This is a genomic window from Microbaculum marinum (genome assembly GCF_037855135.1).
Taxonomy (GTDB): Bacteria; Pseudomonadota; Alphaproteobacteria; order Rhizobiales; family Tepidamorphaceae; genus Microbaculum; species Microbaculum marinum.
In genome coordinates this window covers 213,016-233,802 of record NZ_JAZHOF010000004.1, presented here as the reverse complement: position 1 = coordinate 233,802, position 20,787 = coordinate 213,016, and the positions used below count along the sequence as shown (strand labels likewise).

The 20,787-nt window shown below is 66.0% G+C and carries 21 protein-coding genes; 11 read left to right on the top strand and 10 right to left on the bottom strand.

What is annotated here, in order from left to right:
- The first annotated feature begins 189 nt into the window (after window positions 1-189).
- From guaD to V3328_RS11115, 4 genes are all read left to right on the top strand, one after another.
- Window positions 190-1,545 carry a guanine deaminase gene (guaD, locus tag V3328_RS11130; protein ID WP_340329729.1) on the top strand — a complete coding sequence of 452 codons (1,356 nt, stop codon included), beginning with the start codon at window positions 190-192 and terminating at the stop codon, window positions 1,543-1,545.
- Between the two features lie 82 nt (window positions 1,546-1,627).
- Window positions 1,628-2,329: a fumarylacetoacetate hydrolase family protein gene (locus V3328_RS11125; RefSeq protein ID WP_340329728.1), complete on the top strand. Its 702-nt coding sequence runs from the start codon at window positions 1,628-1,630 to the stop codon at window positions 2,327-2,329.
- Window positions 2,329-2,970 carry a maleylacetoacetate isomerase gene (maiA, locus tag V3328_RS11120; RefSeq protein WP_340330051.1) on the top strand — a complete coding sequence of 214 codons (642 nt, stop codon included), beginning with the start codon at window positions 2,329-2,331 and terminating at the stop codon, window positions 2,968-2,970. The genes V3328_RS11125 and maiA overlap by 1 nt, the downstream gene beginning before the upstream one ends.
- Window positions 2,971-2,983: 13 nt before the next feature.
- Complete coding sequence (locus tag V3328_RS11115) at window positions 2,984-3,913, top strand: sugar kinase (RefSeq protein WP_340329727.1); 930 nt, start codon at window positions 2,984-2,986, stop codon at window positions 3,911-3,913.
- A 23-nt stretch (window positions 3,914-3,936) separates the two neighbouring features.
- On the opposite strand, the gene V3328_RS11110 is transcribed toward V3328_RS11115, so the two are convergent.
- The 10 genes from V3328_RS11110 to V3328_RS11065 form a co-directional block, all read right to left on the bottom strand.
- The gene (locus V3328_RS11110; protein ID WP_340329726.1) at window positions 3,937-4,488 is read right to left on the bottom strand and encodes an NADPH-dependent FMN reductase; all 552 of its coding nucleotides are present in this window, start codon (window positions 4,486-4,488) and stop codon (window positions 3,937-3,939) included.
- A 28-nt stretch (window positions 4,489-4,516) separates the two neighbouring features.
- Complete coding sequence (locus tag V3328_RS11105; protein WP_340329725.1) at window positions 4,517-5,839, bottom strand: TRAP transporter large permease; 1,323 nt, start codon at window positions 5,837-5,839, stop codon at window positions 4,517-4,519.
- A gap of 7 nt (window positions 5,840-5,846) precedes the next feature.
- Window positions 5,847-6,350: a TRAP transporter small permease subunit gene (locus V3328_RS11100; protein ID WP_340329724.1), complete on the bottom strand. Its 504-nt coding sequence runs from the start codon at window positions 6,348-6,350 to the stop codon at window positions 5,847-5,849.
- A 102-nt stretch (window positions 6,351-6,452) separates the two neighbouring features.
- Window positions 6,453-7,526 carry a C4-dicarboxylate TRAP transporter substrate-binding protein gene (locus tag V3328_RS11095; protein WP_340329723.1) on the bottom strand — a complete coding sequence of 358 codons (1,074 nt, stop codon included), beginning with the start codon at window positions 7,524-7,526 and terminating at the stop codon, window positions 6,453-6,455.
- Between the two features lie 42 nt (window positions 7,527-7,568).
- Window positions 7,569-7,964: a YciI family protein gene (locus V3328_RS11090; protein ID WP_340329722.1), complete on the bottom strand. Its 396-nt coding sequence runs from the start codon at window positions 7,962-7,964 to the stop codon at window positions 7,569-7,571.
- 1 nt (window position 7,965) lies between these two features.
- Window positions 7,966-9,513, bottom strand: coding sequence for a tripartite tricarboxylate transporter permease (locus V3328_RS11085; protein ID WP_340329721.1), 1,548 nt, complete (start codon window positions 9,511-9,513; stop codon window positions 7,966-7,968).
- A 3-nt stretch (window positions 9,514-9,516) separates the two neighbouring features.
- Entirely contained in the window at window positions 9,517-9,978 is a 462-nt protein-coding gene (locus tag V3328_RS11080) for a tripartite tricarboxylate transporter TctB family protein (RefSeq protein ID WP_340329720.1), read from the bottom strand.
- A 73-nt stretch (window positions 9,979-10,051) separates the two neighbouring features.
- On the bottom strand, window positions 10,052-11,029 hold the full coding sequence (locus V3328_RS11075) for a Bug family tripartite tricarboxylate transporter substrate binding protein (protein ID WP_340329719.1): 978 nt from the start codon (window positions 11,027-11,029) through the stop codon (window positions 10,052-10,054).
- Window positions 11,030-11,095: 66 nt separating this feature from the next.
- On the bottom strand, window positions 11,096-12,247 hold the full coding sequence (locus tag V3328_RS11070) for a CaiB/BaiF CoA transferase family protein (protein WP_340329718.1): 1,152 nt from the start codon (window positions 12,245-12,247) through the stop codon (window positions 11,096-11,098).
- A gap of 8 nt (window positions 12,248-12,255) precedes the next feature.
- Entirely contained in the window at window positions 12,256-13,077 is an 822-nt protein-coding gene (locus V3328_RS11065; protein WP_340329717.1) for a citryl-CoA lyase, read from the bottom strand.
- 153 nt (window positions 13,078-13,230) lie between these two features.
- On the opposite strand from V3328_RS11065, the gene V3328_RS11060 reads away from it, so the two are divergent.
- The 7 genes from V3328_RS11060 to V3328_RS11030 all read left to right on the top strand — a co-directional run bounded on the left by V3328_RS11060 (window position 13,231) and on the right by V3328_RS11030 (window position 20,657).
- Window positions 13,231-14,085 (top strand): dioxygenase family protein, encoded by an 855-nt coding sequence (locus V3328_RS11060; protein WP_340329716.1) that lies wholly within the window; start codon window positions 13,231-13,233, stop codon window positions 14,083-14,085.
- Window positions 14,085-14,915 carry an IclR family transcriptional regulator domain-containing protein gene (locus tag V3328_RS11055; protein ID WP_340329715.1) on the top strand — a complete coding sequence of 277 codons (831 nt, stop codon included), beginning with the start codon at window positions 14,085-14,087 and terminating at the stop codon, window positions 14,913-14,915. The genes V3328_RS11060 and V3328_RS11055 overlap by 1 nt, the downstream gene beginning before the upstream one ends.
- Window positions 14,916-15,229: 314 nt before the next feature.
- Window positions 15,230-16,705 carry an amidohydrolase family protein gene (locus tag V3328_RS11050; RefSeq protein ID WP_340329714.1) on the top strand — a complete coding sequence of 492 codons (1,476 nt, stop codon included), beginning with the start codon at window positions 15,230-15,232 and terminating at the stop codon, window positions 16,703-16,705.
- A 194-nt stretch (window positions 16,706-16,899) separates the two neighbouring features.
- Window positions 16,900-17,532, top strand: a complete 633-nt coding sequence (locus tag V3328_RS11045; RefSeq protein ID WP_340329713.1) for a flavin reductase family protein — start codon at window positions 16,900-16,902, stop codon at window positions 17,530-17,532.
- A 69-nt stretch (window positions 17,533-17,601) separates the two neighbouring features.
- Window positions 17,602-18,177 (top strand): methylated-DNA--[protein]-cysteine S-methyltransferase, encoded by a 576-nt coding sequence (locus V3328_RS11040; RefSeq protein WP_340329712.1) that lies wholly within the window; start codon window positions 17,602-17,604, stop codon window positions 18,175-18,177.
- 27 nt (window positions 18,178-18,204) lie between these two features.
- Window positions 18,205-18,987 (top strand): SDR family NAD(P)-dependent oxidoreductase, encoded by a 783-nt coding sequence (locus V3328_RS11035; protein ID WP_340329711.1) that lies wholly within the window; start codon window positions 18,205-18,207, stop codon window positions 18,985-18,987.
- 143 nt (window positions 18,988-19,130) lie between these two features.
- The gene (locus tag V3328_RS11030; RefSeq protein ID WP_340329710.1) at window positions 19,131-20,657 is read left to right on the top strand and encodes an acyl--CoA ligase; all 1,527 of its coding nucleotides are present in this window, start codon (window positions 19,131-19,133) and stop codon (window positions 20,655-20,657) included.
- Window positions 20,658-20,787: the final 130 nt, after the last annotated feature.

Below are 20,787 nucleotides of genomic sequence, written 5' to 3'. Positions count from 1 at the left end.
CACTGCCCAGCCGAAACCAATCGCCTTTCGCGGCTGCGACGAATACACCAACCGCTCCGGAAGGACGCCAAAATCTTAAGTGGATTTCCGTTCAATGGAAACGAAAATCGGCAAGACCAGCTGATACCGCTCAGTCCTTTACCGATTGGGCTCCAGGGTCGACCGGACGCGGGCGGAGGACAAGGCTCCATGAGGGCGATCAGAGGCCCATTTCTCGACTTCAGTGCCGACCCGTTCTACCGGGACGAAGAGGAAGCGGTTCGCTTCATCTCCGACGGGCTTCTGGTCATTGACGGCGAGAAGATCGCCGATTTCGGGACCTTCGGCGAACTGGGCGGGAAATATGCCGCGCTCGAGATCGATCACTACCCCGACCGGCTGATCCTGCCAGGCTTCGTCGACACGCATGTCCACTATCCGCAGACCGAAATGATCGCCTCCTACGGCGAGCAGCTACTGGAGTGGCTGGAGAAATATACCTTTCCCACGGAACTGAAGTTCCGCGACAAGGCCTACGCCAGGCGGATCGCCGACACGTTCCTGGACCTGCTGCTGGCCAACGGCACGACGACCGCCCAGGTGTTCACGACGACGTTCCCGCAATCGGTCGATGCCTTCTTCGAGGCCTGCACCGGTCGCAACATCTGCATGATCGCCGGCCTGACGGGGATCGACCGACCCGGACAGGCGCCGCCGGACTATCTCGACACGGCCGACAGCTTCTATGCCGGCAGCAAGGATCTGATCGCCCGGTGGCACCGCAAGGGCCGCAACCGCTACGCCATCACGCCGCGCTTCGCGCTCGGCTCGACGAGGGAACAGCTCGACTGCTGCGGCCGGCTCAAGGCCGAGCATCCCGATGCCTGGGTCAACACCCACATGTCGGAAAACGACAAGGAGATCGCACTGGTGGCCCAGCACTTTCCGGAGGCCTCCGACTACCTGAACGTCTACGAACGTGCCGGAATCGTCGGGCCGAAATTCACCGCCGGCCACTCGATCCACCTGAGCAACGACATGTTCGCGCGGATGTCGCGGGCGAACGCATCGATCTCCTTCTGCCCGGCATCGAACCTGTTCCTGGGGTCGGGGCTGTTCATGCTGCACAAGGCGAAATCGGCCGAGACGCCGGTCCTGGTCGGTGTCGGTACCGACGTCGGCGGCGGCAACACGTTCTCGATGCTCCGGACGCTGAACGATGCCTACGAGGTGGCGGCGATGCAGGCGCAGAAGCTGTCCGCACTCAAGGGGCTCTACCTGGCGACGCTCGGCGGCGCGCGGGCGCTGCATCTCGACCACGAGATCGGCTCGTTCGATCCCGGCAAGTTCGCCGACCTGGTCGTGCTGGACCCGAGGGCCACGCGGATCATGCGGCTCCGCAGCGAAAGCGCCAGGATGAACGGGCAGGCTTCGCCAGAGGCGCAGGCCTTCGACCGGATGCAGCACGACGCGTTCGGCATGATGTCGCTGGGCGACGATCGCTGCGTCGAGGCGACCTATGTCAGCGGCGCGCTGCTGCATGCGAGGCCCGGCATCGGCAGGTGACCCCGAACCGCGATTAGGCATTTGACGCCGGTGCAAATGGCTGGCAGGCAAGAGTCCGACAACAAGATGAGGAGCGCGCCATATGAGCGGCGAATACCTGTTTGAGGTGCCGGCGGTTCCGGCAGTCCCGGTCGAAGGCGAGACAGGGAAATACCCGGTCACCCGGATCTTCTGCGTCGGCCGGAACTACGCCGCCCACGTCGCGGAGATGGGCTTCGAGGTCGACCGCGAGGCGCCGTTCTATTTCACCAAGCCGGCCAGCGCGATCACGCCGAGCGGATCGACGATTCCCTATCCGCCGGGGACCGAGAACTGCCACCACGAGATGGAACTGGTGCTGGCGATGGGCAAGCCGGTGTTCAAGGCGAGCACCGAGGGAGCCGCCGGCGCCGTCTACGGCTACGCCGCGGGCATCGACCTGACCCGTCGCGACCTGCAGATCGCCTCGCGGGAGAAGGGCCGGCCGTGGGACTTCGGCAAGGCCTTCGAGAATTCCGCCATCATCTCGTCGATCACCCCGGCCACGGTTTTCGGCGAGGTCGGCCCGCAGCGGATCATGATGACGCTCAACGGCGAGGTGAAGCAGGACGCCAGGCTCTCCGACATGATCTGGAAGGTGCCGGAGATCATCAGCCACCTGTCGGGCTACTACCACCTGCAGCCCGGCGACCTGATCTACACCGGCACGCCGGCGGGCGTCGGGCCGGTCACGCCGGGGGACGTCATGCTTGGCGAAATCGATGGATGCGCGCCGCTGTCGCTCACCATCGGGCCGGCGGAATGATCACCTGCTACGGCTACTTCCGCTCCTCGGCGGCCTATCGCTGCCGGATCGCCTTCAACCTGAAGGGGGTCAGCCCCGAATTCGCCCCGGTGCACCTGCGCCGCGGCGAGCAGACGCAACGGGACTTCAAGGCGCTCAATCCGCAGGGCCTCGTTCCGGCCGTGACCAGCGGCGACCTCGTGCTGACGCAGTCGCTGGCGATCATCGAGTGGCTGGACGAGACGCAGGGCGGGCGCTCTCTGCTGCCCGCGGACCCGGGCCTGCGCGCGCAGGTGCGCGCCTTCGCCCAAGTCATCGCCTGCGACATCCATCCGCTGCAGAACCTGCGCGTGCTGACCTACCTGAAGACGGAACTGGGCCACGACCAGGCGGCCGCGGACGCCTGGTGCCGGCACTGGATCGGCGAGGGCCTCGCGGCCTGCGAGGAGATCGTCGAGCGCGAGCCGGATCGCGGCCGGTTCTGCTTCGGCGACGAACCGGGCCTGGCCGACATCTGCCTGGTGCCGCAGATGTTCTCCGGGGAGCGATTCGGGGTGGACCTGTCGGCGATGCCCCGGCTGCGGGAGATCCGCGCGGCGTGCGACAAGCTGCCGGCCTTCGCCGACGCCCATCCGGCCCGGCAGCCGGACTACGACCTCTAAAGGGGCACGGCACATGCAGCCCGACATCGTCTGCCTCGGCGAGCCGATGCTGGAGTTCAACCAGCAGCCGGACGGCCGCTATCTTCCCGGCCACGGCGGCGACACCTCGAACTGCGCCATCGCCGCCGCCCGCCAGGGGGCCAGGGTCGGCTACGTCACCAATCTCGGCACCGACGCCTTCGGCGACAGCTTCATGGCGCTGTGGGCAGAGGAGGGCGTGGATTGCTCACGGGTGGGACGGCTGGCGGACGCGCATACCGGCATCTATTTCGTCACCCACGATGCCGAGGGCCACGCCTTCAGCTATTTCCGCGAAGGCTCTGCGGCGAGCCGGATGACGCCCGACGACGTTCCCGCAGACTACATCTCCGGCGCCAGGGTCCTGCATGTCTCCGGAATCAGCCAGGGGATCAGCAACACGGCAGCAGATGCCGTGTTCCGGGCGATCGCGGTGGCGCGTGCCGCGGGGGTGAAGGTCTCCTACGACACCAACCTGCGCCTCAAGCTGTGGCCGCTGGCGCGAGCGCGGGCGGTGATCCATGCGGCGATGCGCGACTGCGACATCGCCCTGCCGGGCCGCGACGACGCCGTCCACCTCACCGGCCTCGAGGATCCTGACGCGATCGCCGACTTCTACCTCGGTCTGGGCGCCGGCATCGTGGCACTGACGCTCGGTGCCGACGGCACGCTGGTTGCGACCCCCAGCGAGCGCCGCAAGGTGCCGGCGCCGCGGGTGACGCCGGTCGACGCCACGGCCGCCGGCGATACGTTCGACGGGGCGTTCCTCGCCGAGATCGTGCGCGGCAGCGACCCGTTTGCCGCGGCCCGCTACGCCAACGCCGCCGCCGCCCTGTCGACGCAGGGCTACGGGGCGGTCGCGCCGATGCCGCGGCGCGACGAGGTGGAAGCGCTGCTGGCTGAGCGGGAGAGCCGGGGCGCTTGAGAGCAGCGCGCCCGGCGCACCGGTCAAAGCGTCTGCAGGAAGCTGTCGACGGCGGTCATCACCAGCTTGATGGAGGTCTCATCGGTCAGACGGCCGTTCTCGATCTTCTGGCCGGCCGTCGGCACGGCGACCTCTGGGCAGACGAACGTCTGGGCGAGCACGGCGGCCAGCACGTTCTTCAGATGGGCCTGACAGCGGACGCCGCCGGTGCCTCCGCCGGAGACGGTGGCGATGAACACCGGCTTGTCCTTGAGCACGGACTGGTAGCCCGGCCGCGAGGCCCAGTCGAGGGCGTTCTTCAGGACGCCGGGTATCGAGTAGTTATATTCCGGCGTCACGATGACGACGCCGTCCGCAGCCGCGATCGCGTCCTTCAGCGCCTTCACCTCCGGCAGCGCCGGATCCGTGTCGAGATCGGCATTGTAGTGCGGCACGGTGCCGATATCGAAGCGTTCGCAGGTGGCGCGGCCGTCGAGCTTGTCGACGATCGTCTCCAGCACCGCGGTGTTGAAGGACTCGCTGCGGAGGCTTCCGGAAATACAGAGCAGCTTCGGCTGGGAACCGGATTCGGGCACGTTTTCACTCCTGCTGGGGAATTGGGGGTCAGAGATACGCTAGATAGGTCGATAGCGCCGGAAAGGCGACCAGGATAGCGAGCACGACAAGCATTGCGAGGACGAAGGGGCCGGCGCCGAGGAAAATGTCCTTGATCGACAGGTCGGGGTCGTCGAGCGCGGCCTTGATCGTGTAGACCGACAGGCCGAATGGCGGTGTCAGCAGGCCGATCTCGACGCCGACCACCGTGATGACGCCGAACCAGATCATGTCGAAGCCCGCGGCCTCGGCGACCGGGATGGCGATCGGCAGCAGGATCAGCATGATCGAGATGGAATCGATCAGGCAGCCCATGGCGACCAGCAGCGCGATGTAGATGATCAGGAAGCCGTACGGCCCGAGCCCGCCCGACAGCAGGCCGTCGGCTATCGTGCGGGGGACGCCCGACAGCGCCAGCATGCGCGAGAAGAAGGTCGCCGCCATCACCAGGAACAGCACCGACACGGTCACCTGCCCTGTCTCGACGAGCACGCGCCAGAAGTCGCGCCCCGACATCGAGCGGCGCAGGAGGGCGATGACGAGCGCTCCGAAGGCGCCGACCGCGCCGGCTTCCGTAGGATTGAACCAGCCCGTGTAGAGCCCGCCCAGCACCAGCACGACCAGCGAGACGATCGGCAGGCCGCGACGCATCACGTGCAGCCGCGGATCGGCGCCGTCGAGGTCGCCGGGGCGCGTGTCGCGTCCGCTGCGGAAGACCAGGTTCGGCCGCAGATGCGCCATCGCATAGATCATCGCGGCGTAGGCGATCGACAGGACAAGGCCGGGAAGGATGCCGGCGATGAACATGCGGCCGACCGATTCCTCGGCCAGCACTGCGTAGATGATCATCAGCAGCGACGGCGGGATCAGCATGCCGAGTACCGACGACCCGGCCACGACCCCGGTGGCAAACCGCGGCGAATAGCCGTGCCGGATCATCTCCGGCACCGCGACCCGGGCGAACACCGACGCGGAGGCGATCGATATGCCGGTGATCGAGGCGAAGACGGCGTTGGCGAAGACGGTGGCGATGCCGAGGCCGGCACGCACGTTGCGCAGCAGCCGCTCGAAGAAGTCGAAGGTGTCGCGGCCCACCCCGGATATCGTGACCAGCAGGCCCATCAGCACGAACAGCGGCACCACTGCGAACAGGTACTCGCGGGTGCTGTCGTTGGCGACCGCGCCGATCATGCGCAGTGCCACCGTGAAGCCGCGCATCTCGGCGACCGCGACCATCGAGACGATCAGCATGCCAACGCCGATCGGCACGCCGATGTAGATCAGGACGAGCAGGACGAGGATTGCGGCGGACCCGATTTCGAAGGGACTCATGATGATCTCATGCCGCCTTCGGCCCGAGGTTCAGGATGCGGGCAATGCCGCGCATGAGGTAGTGAAGGGTCGCGGCGGTGACGCCGACGATGATCAGGATGCGAAACGGCCAGACCGGGAGCGTGAAGACGCCCAGCACGCCGATGAACTCGTGGGCCTTCAGATCCTTGGCGAGCACTCCCACCGTGGACCAGGCGATCAGGCCGCAGGCGGTCGCGCCCAGCAGGTCGTAGACGCCTTCGATGACGCCGGCCGCGCGCGGAGAGCGCCGTTCGATCGCGTGGACGAAGAACTCCGTCCTGGCCATGCGGTTATGGGCGACCGTCGTGGCAAGCTGCAGGAACAGGATCATGACGACCGACAGCGCGCCGATCTCGGCGACCACCGGGATGGTGACGTTGAAGAAATTCCTGGCGATGACATCGGCGACGATCAGCGCCATCAGTCCGGCGATCGTGATGGAGCCGAGCGCTCCCAGTCCGTCGACGATGCGGCCCCACAGGCGCGCCATGTCCGTCTGCCCCCTGGTGTCCGTCCCGCTTCGATCCGACGGCGTGCGGCCGCCGGGCGATGCCGGCTCCGCCATTGCCAGCGGAGCCGGTGTTTCAGGCGATCAGAGACCTTCGGTCCAGTCGCGCTGCGGAGTCTCGCCGCGCTCCTTCAGGCCTTCCATGTAGGCCTTCAGGAAGTCGCGGGCGGGAATACCCTTCGCCTCGGCCTCGGCGGCCCAGTCCGCGGCGATGTTCGGCATGCCCTCGACCCACTTCTGGCGTTCCGCCTGCGGCAGCGGGGTGATGGTCACCGGCGGATTCTGGTCCTTGCCGATCTCGACCATCTTGTTCAGGGCGCCCTCGTGGCGTTCCATCAGGTCGACGCCGTGCTTCTTGGAGTAGATCAAACCGGCCTCGATCATGGCGTTCTGGACCTCTTCGGGCAGCGAGTCCCAGGTATCCTTGTTGATCGCCAGGCCGCCCGAGAAGACGACCCCCGCGTTGACGCGGGTGATGTAGGGGGCGACCTCGTAGACCTTGGTCGGCAGGATGCCGAGCGCGATCGACAGGGTGCCCTCGGAAACTCCGGTCTGGATATCTGTGTAATAGGTCGTCAGGGCGCCGTCGACGGCGGTGGCGTCGAGGCCGCGCAACCAGGAACTGAGGATGCCCGGTGCAGAGATCTTGCGGCCCTTGAGATCGTCGAGACTGTTGATCGGGAAGTTCGTGTACAGATCGTAGTCGTCGGCCGCGGTGGCACCGAGGAAGACCAGATTGTACTGCTCCCACTCGTTCCTGAACGCTTCGTTGGTCTCCATCAGCTCGGTCATGGTGTCGAGCAGCTTGGGAGCGTCGTTGGTCGTGAACGGCGTATAGCCGGCGACCTGGCTCAGCGGCATCTTGGCGCCTTCGAGATAGCTGAAGACCCATCCGAGATCCGTGATGCCTTCCTCGACCGACGTCAGCGTGGCGTTGGCCTTGTAGAGCTGGCCGCCGAAGGCCTCGTTCCAGTTGATCTTGTAGTCACCCGTTTCGGCGAGCTTCTTGTCGACCTCCTCCATGAAGACGGACTTGATCATCCCCACCCACGGCACGACCAGCGGATGGCTGGACGCGATGGTCAGGTCGATTTCTTCCGTCGCGGCGGCAGGGCCGGCAAGCAGTCCCAGGCCGAGAAAGGCGGCAGTCCATTGCATTGGTCTCATAGTCATCCTCCCAGTCAGATGTAAGTCGATGGACTAGTTCACTTCAACATGTTGGCCGGAGTAGCTGATCGTTATCGTTACACTTCCTTCGTTGATCATCCACGGCCGGACACTGAACGATCTGGCTCCACTCTTGTGCATGGGATCGGCTTCGGCAATGGCGATCGCCGCCTGCCGCGAGGCGGCACGCACGATGACCAGCCCTTCGCCTTCCCAATGCTGCTCGTCGTCGGTCCAGATCGGCCCGGCGGCGAACATCACACCATCCTCCTCCAGCTTCACCTGGTAGGCGAGGTGCGCCTCGATATTCTCGAGTATCGGCCCGAGGCCGGCGACGGGCCGCGTCGAGATCGCATAGAGCTGCTTCTGCAGCATCCCCTTGCTCGCGGCCAGGACGTCGCCAACCGGCATCGAAGTCGAGTCCGTCATCCTATCTCCCCGCCTCGGATTCCTGAATTTCGGTTCCCGCGCGCCAACGGCTTCCGCCGCTGCGCCGGATCGCGTAGCGCACCGCCGGCACGACGATCAGCAGCAGCGATATCGACAGCAGGGCCATGCTGACCGGGCGCTCCAGGAAAACGGTCGGATCGCCATGGGCAATCACCAGCGAGCGCCGGAGGTTCTCCTCCATCAGCGGGCCGAGGATGAAGCCGAGCAGCACCGGTGCGGGACTGTACTCGAACCAGATCAGCACATAGCCGAGGACCCCGAAGAGGAGCGTGACGAAGATGTCGAAGACGTTGTTGGCGACGCTGTAGGATCCCAGGCAGATGAAGAAGATCACCGCGGGATAGAGGATCCGGCCCGGTACCGAGAGGATCTTCACGTAGATGCCGATCAGGGGCAGGTTCAGCACCAGCAGCATGACGTTGCCGATCCAGAAGCTGACGATCAGTCCCCAGAACATCGCCGGCTCGGAGGAAATGAACTGCGGTCCGGGAACGACTCCGTGCATCATCATGGCACCGAGCAGGATCGCCATCACGACGTCGCCCGGAATGCCCAGGCTCAAGGTCGGAATGAAGGCCGACTGCACGGACGCATTGTTGGCTGCCTCCGGGGCGGCCACACCCTCCACGGCGCCCTGGCCGAACTTGCCCGGGTCCCGGGCCCATTTCTTCTCGGCGGCATAGGCCATGAAGGAGGCGATCGTGGGTCCCGCGCCAGGCAGCGCGCCGATAGCCGAGCCAAGGACGGAGCCGCGCAGGATCGGCGCCCACAAGCGGCCGAATTCTTCGCGCGACGGCAGCATCGCGCGCATCGAGATCCCGGAGATCCGGGGCCGCGCCGCATGGCTGCCCGACGACGTCATCTTGGAGACGATCTCGGCCACGCCGAACAGGCCCATCGCGACCGCCACCAGGCTGACGCCGTCGCTGAGTTCCAGCACGCCGAACGTGAAGCGCATGGTTCCCGAGTTCAGATCCATGCCGACGAGGCCGAGGAGCAGGCCCAGACTCGTCATGACGAGCGCCTTCGCAGTCGATCCGTTGCTCAGGGTCGAGGCCGCGACGAGACCGAGCACCATCACCGAGAAGTATTCGGTGGAGTTGAAGGTCAGCGCGACCGAGGCGATGAGCGGCGCAAAGCCGATGACGAGGACGATCGCGAAGGAACTGCCGCAGAACGAGGCGAAGGCGTTGATGAACAGCGCGAGGCCCGCCCGCCCGCGTTTCGTCATCGGATAGCCGTCCAGCGCCGTTACGGCGGTCGAGGCGGTGCCGGGGAGATTGAGCAGGATCGACGTGACGGATCCGCCGTACTGGGCGCCGTAGAAAATGCCTGCGAGCATGATCAGCGCGACAGTCGGCTGCAGCCCGAACGTCAGCGGCAGGGCGACGGAGATTGCGGCGAGCGGACCGATGCCGGGCAGGGCGCCGACGAAGGTGCCGACGAAGACGCCGACGAAACAGAACAGGATCGCGTCGAACTGGAAGGCCGTCTCGGCGCCGAGGGCGAGATTGGACAGGATTTCCATGCGCTATCCGCCCGGAATCAGGCCGGCGGCGAACGGGTCCACCGGCAGGCGCAGCGCATAGATGAAAACGACATAGCCGGTGGCGCACAGGCCCGCGATCGTGCCCAGGACCGCCAGCGGCGAGACACGTTCCTTCCCCGCCACGTTTGTCAGAAGCACCGCCGCGGCCGTTGCCGGGAACAGTCCCGCGCTTCCCACCAACAGGGCGAAGGCCAGGATCGCCAGCGACACGAAGGCGAGGCCGTAGAGATTGAAGTCGTCGCGCGCCGCGCCGCTGGGACGGTCGAAGACGCAGACGACACCAAGGACCGCAATGAGAGCGCCGATGCCGATCGGGAAGAAGCCGGGACCGATCCGCCGGATGGTGCCGACCGGCAGCTGCGTGCCCGCGTATATGACGTAGCACCCCAGCGCGACGATGCACATCGCGAAGCCGATATCCGCAGCACTTCGCCTGGCTGTCATCGTGGTCATCCGCATCGAGCGGCCGGGGACGCCGGACGGCACGCAGCCGCCCGGCCGGACCCTGCCGTCTGGCTCAGTCGACGCCCGCCTTCGCCGCCTCGGCGATGTCGCCCCACTTGGCGATCTCCTCGGAGATGAAGGTGCCGAGGTCGGCGTATTCGATCGAGCCGAACTCGATGCCGTTCTTCTTGAAGTGCGCGACGACCGCGTCCGAGGCGAGGCTGGCCTCGACGGCCTCGTTCAGGCGCTTGGCGATTTCCGGCGGCGTGTCGGCCGGGGCTGCCATGAGGAACCAGGCGATCAGGTCGAACCCCTCGTGGGTGTCCGCGATCGGCGGTACGTCGGGTGCGATCGAGGAGCCTTCCGCGCCGCTGACGCCGAGCGCCCGCATCGTTCCGGCCTCGATGTTCGGCAGGGCCGCGACCGGGTGGTAGAACATGAAGTCCACCTCGCCGGAGAGAACCGCAGTAAGGCCTTCGGCGCCCGAGCGGAAGGGTACGTGCACCATATTGCCGCCGCTGCGTTCCTTGACGAGTTCGCCGGCCAGATGGCCGGAGGTGCCGTTGCCGGCGGAGGCGAAGGTCACGCCGTCTCCCGACTTCGAGGCGTCGACCAGGTCCTGAAGGGTGTTGTAGTCGGACTCCGCGTTCACGACGAGCAGCGTCGGCGTGTAGCCGATGAACGCGATCGGCGTCACATCGGTCTCGGGGTCGTAAGGCAGGTTGGGGAAGATCGACTTGTTGATCGCCAGCGTTCCGACCGTGCCCATGGACAGCGTGTAGCCGTCGGCATCGGCGCGAACGACCTCGTCGGTTCCGACGCTGCCGCCGGCACCCGCGCGGTTCTCGATCACGACGGGTTGGCCGAGATTCTCCGACATTCCCTCACCCACCACGCGGGCGACCAGGTCCGTCGTCGTGCCCGCCGCGAACGGCACCACGATGGTGACCGGCCGATCCGGGAACTCGGCGGCTCCGGCGCCGCCGGCAGCGGCGGTCGCGGCCAATGCCGACAGACCGATCAGGATCTTCAGGGATCTCGTAAACGCCATACGTCTTTCCTCCTGTTGGTGTTCTTCGAAAGGTGTTCGCGACCTGACGCCGCGCGTCGGTCGATGTCAGTTCGCCCCTTCCAGCCGTGCGGCCAGTTCCGCGCGTATGGCGGGGCCGTGCTCGTCGAGCGTCGGCGGCGCGATGACGTCGAGATCGGGCCGGCCGTCGAAGCTGTAGGGTGGTCGGACGGTGCGGAATTCCCCCATCTCCGGGTGCTCCGCCGCGACCTCGATCTGCAGGTGCCTCGCCTGCGGATCCTCGAGCGCCTCGTTGGAATCGTAGGCCGGCGAGTGCGGGACTTCGTTCTCCAGAAGTCTCGCGCACCATTCGTCGCGCGTCCGCGTCTTGAAGACCGGTGTGAGGACCTCGATCAGGTCGGTCTGGTGCTCGATGCGCTGGAGCCGTTCGGCGAAGCGCGGATCGGTGGCGAGTTCGGGCATGTCGACGGCGTCGACCAGCCCTGTCCAGAACTTCGGCGGGGAGGACATGTGGATCGCCACCCATTTCCCGTCGGAGCACTCGAACGTGTAGGACTGCGACACGCTCGGCCGGCTCAGCGGTCCCATGACCTCGCCGACGCTGAACCAGTGCGTGAAGCTGTCGAGATTGAAGTGGGCCATGGCCTCGAGCATCGAGATGTCGAGGCGGTGGCCCTTGCCGGTCCGGGACTTCTCCAGAAGCGCGGCGACGATGCCCAGCGCGGCGTAGTGGCCGGTGACGGCATCGGCGATGGCGGGACCGATGACCCGGGGATTGGTCGGCGGGGTCAGCAGCCGCAGATAGCCGCTGGCGGCCTGGGCGACCGTGTCGAAGGTGGGCCGGTCGCGCGAGGGGCCGCTCGTGCCGAACCCGGTGATGGCGCAGTAGATCAGGCCCGGGTTCAGCTCCCGAAGCTCGGCTTCGCCGGCGCCGATCTTTTCGGCGACGCCTGGCCGGAAGTTCTGGATGAACACGTCGGCCGTGGCGATCAGCTCGTGGAAGACCTTGAGATCGTCGGGCTTCTTGGTGTCCAGCGCAATCGAGCGCTTGTTGCGGTTGTAGGTCTGGAAGTGCGGCGAGTAGAGGCCGCCCTTGAAGGCCCTGAAGGGGTCGCCGGTCTCCGGCCGTTCGACCTTGATCACGTCGGCGCCGAGGTCGGCCAGATGCATGCCGGCGGCGGGTCCGGTGATGTAGGTGCCCAGCTCGACGACGCGGATGTCCCTGAGGATCTTGACCATCTGCGGCCTCACGATGCCGGCTTGCCGAGCGGACCGGCGGATCCGGCCTGCGGACCGTCATAGGCGATCGCCTCGTCGGCCTTGTGGGACATGATGAAGCCGATCGAGCGTTGCGATTCCTCGTAGAGATGGGCGACGAGACCGGCGGCGCGGGCGATCAGCGGGATGCCCTTCATCGCCTCGATCGGCCAGCCTGCGTCCAGCATCACCGCGGGGATGGCGCCGGAGACGTTGATCGGCAGCGGCCGGTTCATGATTCCGGGGGCGATCTCCGCCACGACCCGCAGCGCATCGATGTAGGCGCCGGAGGCGCCGTTCTGGTCGGCGATTTCGAGCAGCACGTTGGCGCGGGGATCGCCGGCGCTGTGCTGGGGATGACCGATGCCGGGAACCTTGCGCCGGTTCGCCTTCAGCTCCTCCAGGCGCGCGCGGGCGACATCGCGGATGTCGCGGCCGCTTTCCTTGCTCTCGTCGACCAGGTCGACGAGGAAGCGCCCGGCGACTTCCGAACTGCCGGCGACGACCGTGCCCATGCCGAGCAGCCCGGCGGACATCGCCCCCTGCCATGCCTCCGGGCCCGCAGCGAGCGTCATCCGTGCGGCCTGGACGCTGGGAACCAGCCCGTGCTCGGCGATCGACACGAGGCACGCGTTGGTGAGCAGGCGCTGGGTGTCGTCCGGGGTCTTACCGGTGACGAGCAGCCAGAAGTAGTCGGTGAAATCGATCTTGCCGATCAGTTCGCTGCACAGATCGTGCCCGCGGACGGTGATCGAATCCGCATCCGACGTGGCAATCGCAGTGAATGCCCCGTCCTGCTTGCCTATTCGCATGAGCGCCTCAATTTTCTAATTGCGAAGTTTTTTTCTCTTGCCGAAATGTTGGACTCCCCCTAGCCTGATGTCAAGGCCAAAACGGGCAGGTTGTCTGGCGGTGGACGTCGCTTTTGTGGACAATCGGACCCGCCAGTCCGGAGGAGGGCGCTGATGCGAGACGTCAACGAATTCACGATCACCGAGGCGGTGAAGCAGAGCTTCCATGCCGACGACGAGCGGTTCAAGTTCCTGCTCGAGAAGCTGCTCGACCACCTTCACGACTTCACGCGCGAGACGAACCTCACCCACGAGGAGTGGATGGGCACGCTGAACTTCCTGTACGACTGCGGGAAGATCTCCACGCCGGAGCGCCACGAGTTCATCCTCCTGTCGGACGTGCTCGGATTTTCGGCGCTGGTGGACATGATCAATACGCGGGGCGGCGCGACCGAGGGCAGCAATCTCGGGCCGTTCTACCTGCCGGACGCGCCGACCAAGGAACTGGGAAGCGATCTCGGCGGCGAGCGCACGGGCGCCTGCGTGCTGTGCACCGGCATCGTTCGCGACACGCTTGGCAACCCGCTGCCTGGCGCGATCGTCGACACCTGGCAGGCCGACAGCGCCGGCACCTATCCGATCCAGGAGGAAGGCCAGGACAAGTACGACCTGCGCGGGGTGTTCACCACCGACGACCAGGCGCGCTACTACTATACGACGGTGCTGCCGAAGCCCTACACGGTTCCCTATGACGGGCCGGTCGGCAAGCTGCTGAGGGCGGGCAAGCGCCACGCCTGGCGGACCGCCCACCTGCACTACATCGTCAGCGCACCGGGAATGAGGGCCATCACCACCGAGGTGTTCTTCGACGGCACGGAGTACATCGACAACGACGCCGTCTTCGGCGTCCGCCGCTCGCTCGTCGCAAAGGTCGAGCGCGTCAAGCCGGACGAGACGTTCGACTTCGAACTGGAGCGCAGGCCCGACGCGAGGATCCGTTTCGACTTCGTGCTGGCGCCGGGCGAATAATGACGATCACGGGCATGCGCGACCGGCTGTCGGCCGAGGAGCGCCCGGCCGAATTCGTCGAGGGGCTGGCAAAGGGGTTGGCCGTCCTCGAATGCTTCGACGCCGAGCATGCAGAGATGACCCTGAGCGAGATCGCCCGGCGGGTCGGCGTCAGCCCGTCGGCTGCGCGGCGCAGCCTGCTTACGCTGCAGGCGCTCGGCTACGTCGGGCAGACCAGCAAGCGATTCCACCTGCGGCCGAAGGTGATGAGTCTTGGCTCGGCCTTCTACTTCTCGGCGCGCGTCGACGAGGTGCTGCAGCCGGAACTGCAGCAGTTCGTGCGCAAGTTCGGCGATGCCTCCTCTATTGCCACCCTGCAGGGCTACGACGTCCTCTATATCGCCCACTACTCGGAGCAGCGTGCCCGTCGCCCCACGGCTTCGGTGGGGGCGCGCTATCCGGCGTTCGCCACGTCGCTGGGGCGGGTGCTGCTGGCCGGAATGGACGAGGCCGACCTCGACGGCTATTTCGCCGAGTTGCAGCCGGTTCCGCTGACCTCGACCACGATCGTCGACAAACAGGCCCTTCGTGACCTTGTCGAACTGGCGCGCAAGCAGAGCTACGCGACGACCGTCGACCAGCTCGACTACGGCATTACGGCCCTGGCGGTGCCGATAAAGAGCGCGGGCGGGCGCACCATCGCGGCGCTGAATACGTCCGGCTATTCGGGAATGATCACCGCCGAAGGATTGGTGACGCAGCGCCTGCAGGAACTTCGATCCGCCGCAGCGCGGATCTCCCATATCCTCAACCGATACCCCGCCGTCGCTCATATTATCGGTGCGCCCTGAAGGCAGGCTGATCCTCGAAGCATAGAACTTCCGCTCACCCGGTATGCGTGAGGGTTAAGGTTTGACTTGCCAATTGCGCCGAATTACTCTTCAGAAACTGAAAATTTTTTCGTAATACGAAAAATTGGTTCGGCACTTCTCGCTGGAGCCGCCGGACGTCTAGCGGGGAGGATGTCGAAATGTGCGAGCTTTGCTCTCATGGCCAGCAGCACCATTCGGGCTTCACTGGCGCCGACCTTATTTCTCAGGACCCTCTGTCGGCCGGCGAGAGCGGGAGCCGGCACACTTCCCCAGCGTCGCAAGCTTCCGGCCAGATGTCGGATACCCGGCGCGACTTCATCAAGGCCGCAGCCGCTACCGGTGTGATCGCCGCCGGCGCGGGACTTGGCACGGTTGGCGGAGCCAGTGCGCAGGCCGGCGCCATGCCCCAGGATACCGGAACGGCCGGCAAGCGCGTGGCGATTCGCAATGGCGCGGTGCTGAGCATGGATCCCGAAGTCGGCGACTTCGAGAATGCCGATGTCCTGATCGAGGGAAGCAGGATCGTTGCGATCGGCCCGAACCTCGATGTCGGCGACGCCGAGGTGATCGAGGCGGCGGGCATGATCGTCATGCCCGGCTTCATCGACACCCATCACCACCAGTTCGAGACGGCCATCCGCAGCGCGTTGCCGAACGCGCTTCTGTTCAACGACGGGCAACCGCATGGCGCGTTCAACTACGCGGAGTACGTGCTTGGCAACTTTTCGCTGAAGTACCGGCCCGAGGACGTCCATATCAGCGAAGTGTTCGGCGCGCTCAGCCAGCTCGATGCGGGCGTGACAACGGTGATGGACGTGTCCCAGATCCACCATTCGCCGGAGCATTCGGATGCGGCGATCCAGGGCATCAGGGACTCCGGCCGGCGCACGGCCTTCGGCTATTTCGAGGGGCACGGCGACGCGTCCAGGTATCCGGGAGACGCCAGGCGGATCAGGGAGCAGTACTTCTCCTCCGACGACCAACTGCTGACGATGGTTATGGGCGGGGAGATCTACCTGCCGGGCTACGAGGAGACCTGGAAGATCGGTCGCGAACTGGAGATCCCGATCGCCGTCCACATCGTCGGCAGCTTCGGCATGCAGCCGACCTTCGACGAACTGGCGAAGGCGGGACAATTCGGCCCCGACAACTTATTCATCCATATGACCGGCATGTCCGACGCGGGTTGGCAGGCGACGAAGGATGCCGGGGCGTCCGTGTCGCTGGCAGTGCCGATCGAGATGATGATGCGACACGGCCTGCCGCCGATTATGAAGACCCTCGAGATGGGCGTGCAGCCGTCGCTTTCCTCGGACGTCGAATGCACGTTAACGGCCGATTTCTTCACGCAGATGCGATCGGCGATGACCCTGCAGCGCTCGATCGTCAACCAGGCGGCTCTCGAGGGCATGGAGGACCTGCCCGAGCTGCTGACCTGCCGGGATGTGATCCGCTTCGCCACAGTGGAGGGCGCAAAGGCCCTGAAGCTCGACGCGAAGACCGGGACCCTGACGCCGGGCAAGGAGGCCGACATCATCCTGCTGGACGCGGAAGCCATCAACGTCGCGCCGCTGAACAACGTGCCCGGCGCGGTGGTGACCCTGATGGAGCGCAGCAACGTCGATACGGTGCTCGTGGCAGGAAGGATCCGCAAGTGGCGCGGCAGGCTGCTCGACGCCGACGTTCCGAAGCTTCGCCGGGAACTGGAGGCGTCGCGGGACTACCTGTTCGAGGTTGCCGGTGTGCAGCAGGATCTCTTCCGCGACTGACAGGGATTGCCCCCGACGGACCCGGACATTGCCTGGCGTATCCGTGAAACGGGGCGGCCGGACTGACGCCGTCATCTGCCGCGCTTGTCCGTGAGGCCGGCGGCCCTAACTAGCTCAGCTTGTGTTTGACGCGCGCGCGTCCTACAGCGTCGCGGGATAACACCGTGTCAGGCGCATTGGGGAACTTTGGCAACATGGAATTCGATCTCTCCGAACTGAAGGGCACCGACTGCTCGAAGCTGCTGAACTCGACGACGGTCCCGCGCCCGATCGGCTGGCTCGTAACCATGGATGCCGAGGGCAGGACCAACGCCGCGCCGTTTTCCTATTTCAACGTGATGTCGCCCAATCCGCCCATGGTCTGCGTCGGGATCAGTTCGCGTGCCGACGACATCCACAAGGACAGCGCCGCCAATATCCTGGCGACAAAGCAGTTCGTCGTGAATTTCGTGAACTACGAGAACCGCCACAAGATGAATGTCGGCGGGGCGGATTTCGGGCCGGGCATCAGCGAACTGGAAAAGGCGGGCCTGACGCCGGCGCCGTCCACGAAAATCGCGCCGCCAAGGATTGCCGAGAGCCCGGCCGGATATGAATGCGAGCTCGCCCATACGGTCGAGCTCGGGAATTCCCGCTACATCTTCGTCGGACGGGTCCTCGTCGTCCATATCCAGGACGAGATGATGCTCGATGCCGAGCGTCTCTATGTCGATACGCCCAAGCTCGATCTGATCGGCCGCATGCATGGGGGCGGCTGGTATGCGCGCACGACCGATCTGTTCGAGATGCCGCGCCTGAGCAAGGACGAGGTGGAAGCGGCCGAGTAGGCTCGACACCGGCCCAACCGGAGCAATAATCGGGCGGCGCTCGTCCGGCGTTCGTGCTACGTTCCAAGGATGGAATCGATCGGCTTCACATTGTTCGACGCCGCCGTCGGGCGCTGCGGGATCGCCTGGGGCGATCAGGGCATCGTCGCCGTGCAGTTGCCGGAGCGCAGCGATACCGAAACCCGGACCCGTCTCCTGCGCAAGGCGCCGGGAGCGGTCGATGCGGAACCCGATGCGAACGTCCGCGGGGTCATCGCCGATATCGTCGCGCTGCTCGAAGGGGAGCTGCGCGACTTCTCGATGGTGCGGTACGATGAGCGCGGGGTATCCGAGTTCAACCGGCGCGTCTACGAGGTCGCGCTGACGATACCTCCCGGCGAAACCCTGACATATGGCGATATCGCCAATCGCCTCGGCGAACCGGGTGCAGCGCGGGCCGTCGGCAAGGCCCTCGGCGAGAATCCGTGGCCGATCATGGTCCCCTGTCACCGGGTGCTGGCAGCCGGCGGCAGGACCGGCGGATTTTCGGCGCCGGGCGGGATAGATACCAAACTCAAGATGCTGTCGATCGAGCGCCGCCATCGCTCCGGCCCGCGGATGCTCTTCGACGACGACCCGAATTTCGACTATCGGGCAAGGGCCTGAACTGGCGCCGGGAAACAGGCAGCAGGCATGAGTGTCGAAGCGAGACCGAAGGCCCTCGTCACCGGTGCGGCGCGCGGTATCGGACTGGCAACGACCAAACTGTTCCTGGAGACCGGCTGGCAGGTCGCGATGGTCGACATCGACGGCGACGAACTGCACCGGACCGCTGGAAAACTCGACCATGTCCGCGCGATCGTTGCGGATGTTTCCGATCCCGATCAGGTCCTGCGCATCGAGCAGCAAGTCGCGGAGCATTTCGGTGGGCTTCGGGCGCTGGTGAACAACGCCGGCGTTGCCGACTTCGGTCCGATCCGGCAGGCCACCTTCGAGCGCTGGCGGGCGGTGATGGCGACCAACCTCGACGGTCCGTTCCTGATGACCCAGGCATTCACCGACATGCTCGCCAGGCGCCGTGGCGCGGTGGTCAACGTCACCTCGATTTCCGGCGTGCGGGCCAGCACCCTGCGCGTGGCCTACGGAACCTCGAAGGCGGCGCTCGCGCATCTCACCTTGCAGCAGGCCGTCGAACTGGGGGAACTGGGAATTCGCGTCAACGCAGTCGCCCCGGGTCCGGTCGACACCAAACTGGCCCTGGCAGTGCACACGCCGGAGATCCGCGCGGCCTACCACGACGCGATCCCGCTCAATCGCTACGGCCGGGAGGAGGAGATCGCCCAGGCGATCGTGTTCCTGTGCAGCGATGCGGCAAGCTATATCACCGGGCAGGTGCTCGGTGCTGATGGCGGCTTCTCGGCCGCCGGCGTCGGTCTGCCGGCGCTCAGGGGACGGGAGCCGGCCTCCGGCGAATAGGCGCCGCGGCGGGAAACGGATGTTCCTTGCGGTTTGGCCAACACTGTTTTCCCGTCGCCGGAACCGGCAGGGGCTGACACTGACCCCGCCGTGTCCTGTATAGATCCGGCAATCTGCAATTGACGACGTTCGGGAGCAAAGCATTGAGCGACACCATCCGGGACCTGCTGGCAGCCCACGCGGACGACCTGCACGCGCTCGGGGCGCCTGACCGGCCGTGGCTGACCCATGGCGGACTACGCGACCTGACCGCGCAGGCGCTCGGGGCGCTGAACGGCATCGGCATCGGGCCCGGAGACCGGGTCGCGATCGTGCTGCCGAACGGTCCGGAAATGGCCGCCGCCTTCATGACGATGGCACAGGGCGTGACGACCGCGCCGCTGAACCCCGCCTACCGGGAGGACGAGTTCGACTTCTACATTACCGACCTGAAGGCCAGGGCGCTGGTGGTGGCGGCGGACTATGACGGCCCGGCATTGCCCGTGGCCGAACGTCACGGCGTGCAGGTGATCAGGCTGACGCACGATCCGGCCAGCCCCGCCGGATGGTTCGAGCTCGAAACCGGCGCGGCCGGAGCCGCCCCGGAATATGCCGATCCCGACGATGTCGCGCTGGTGCTGCATACGTCGGGGACGACCTCGCGGCCGAAGATCGTACCGCTCCTGCAGCGTAACCTCGCCGCGTCCGCCCGGCATATCGGCACGACGCTGGAACTGACGCCCGAAGACTGCTGCCTCAACATCATGCCGCTGTTCCATATCCACGGCCTGATTGCCGCGACGCTGAGCTCGCTCGCCGCCGGCGGCGCGACATGGTGTACGCCGGGCTTCAACGCGCTGTCCTTCTTCGGCTGGCTGGATGCGGTGAAACCGACCTGGTACACGGCGGTGCCGACCATGCACCAGACGATCCTGGCGCGCGCCGAGCGCAACAGGGAGATCGTGGAACGCAACAAGCTGCGCTTCGTGCGGTCGTCCTCGGCCTCGCTGCCGCCGCAGGTGATGACCGCGCTGGAAGAAACGCTGGCGGCGCCGGTGATCGAGAGCTACGGCATGACCGAGGCGACGCACCAGATGACATCGAACCCGCTGCCGCCGCTGCCGCACAAGGCGGGCTCTGTCGGCATCGAGGCAGGCCCGCTGGTGCGGACCGCCGATGTCCATGACAACCGCATCCTCGAGTACGGCGCGACAGGCGAGGTCGTCATCAGCGGTCCGAACGTGACGCCGGGCTACGAGGCGAACGACGCCGCCAATGCGTCCTCCTTCTTCGAGGTCGAGGGGCGCCGCTGGTTCCGCACCGGGGACCAGGGCGTGTTCGACGACGAAGGGTATCTGCGCATCACCGGGCGGCTGAAGGAGATCATCAATCGCGGCGGCGAGAAGATCAGTCCGCTGGAGGTGGACGAGGTGCTGATGGACCATCCGGCGGTCCAGCAGGTCGTTACCTTCGCAATGCCGCACGCCAAGCTCGGCGAGGACGTCGCCGCGGCAGTCGTGCTGCGCGAGGGGCAGGAGGCGAGCGAACGGGACATCCGGGATTTCGCCGCCAGACACCTCGCGGACTTCAAGGTGCCGCGCAAGGTGGTGATCCTGCCGGAAATTCCGAAAGGGGCCACCGGCAAGCTGCAGCGCATCGGCCTTGCCGAGAAGCTGGGGTTGACGGGGTGAGGCGCTCATTGGAGACAGTGCAATTGACATCACCAAGTCTGCGACTCGACGTGCTTCCACCTCTCCCCGGCGGGGAGAGGTCGACGGCGCAGCCGTCGGGTGAGGGGGTTTCGATGGACGCAGCTCCCGC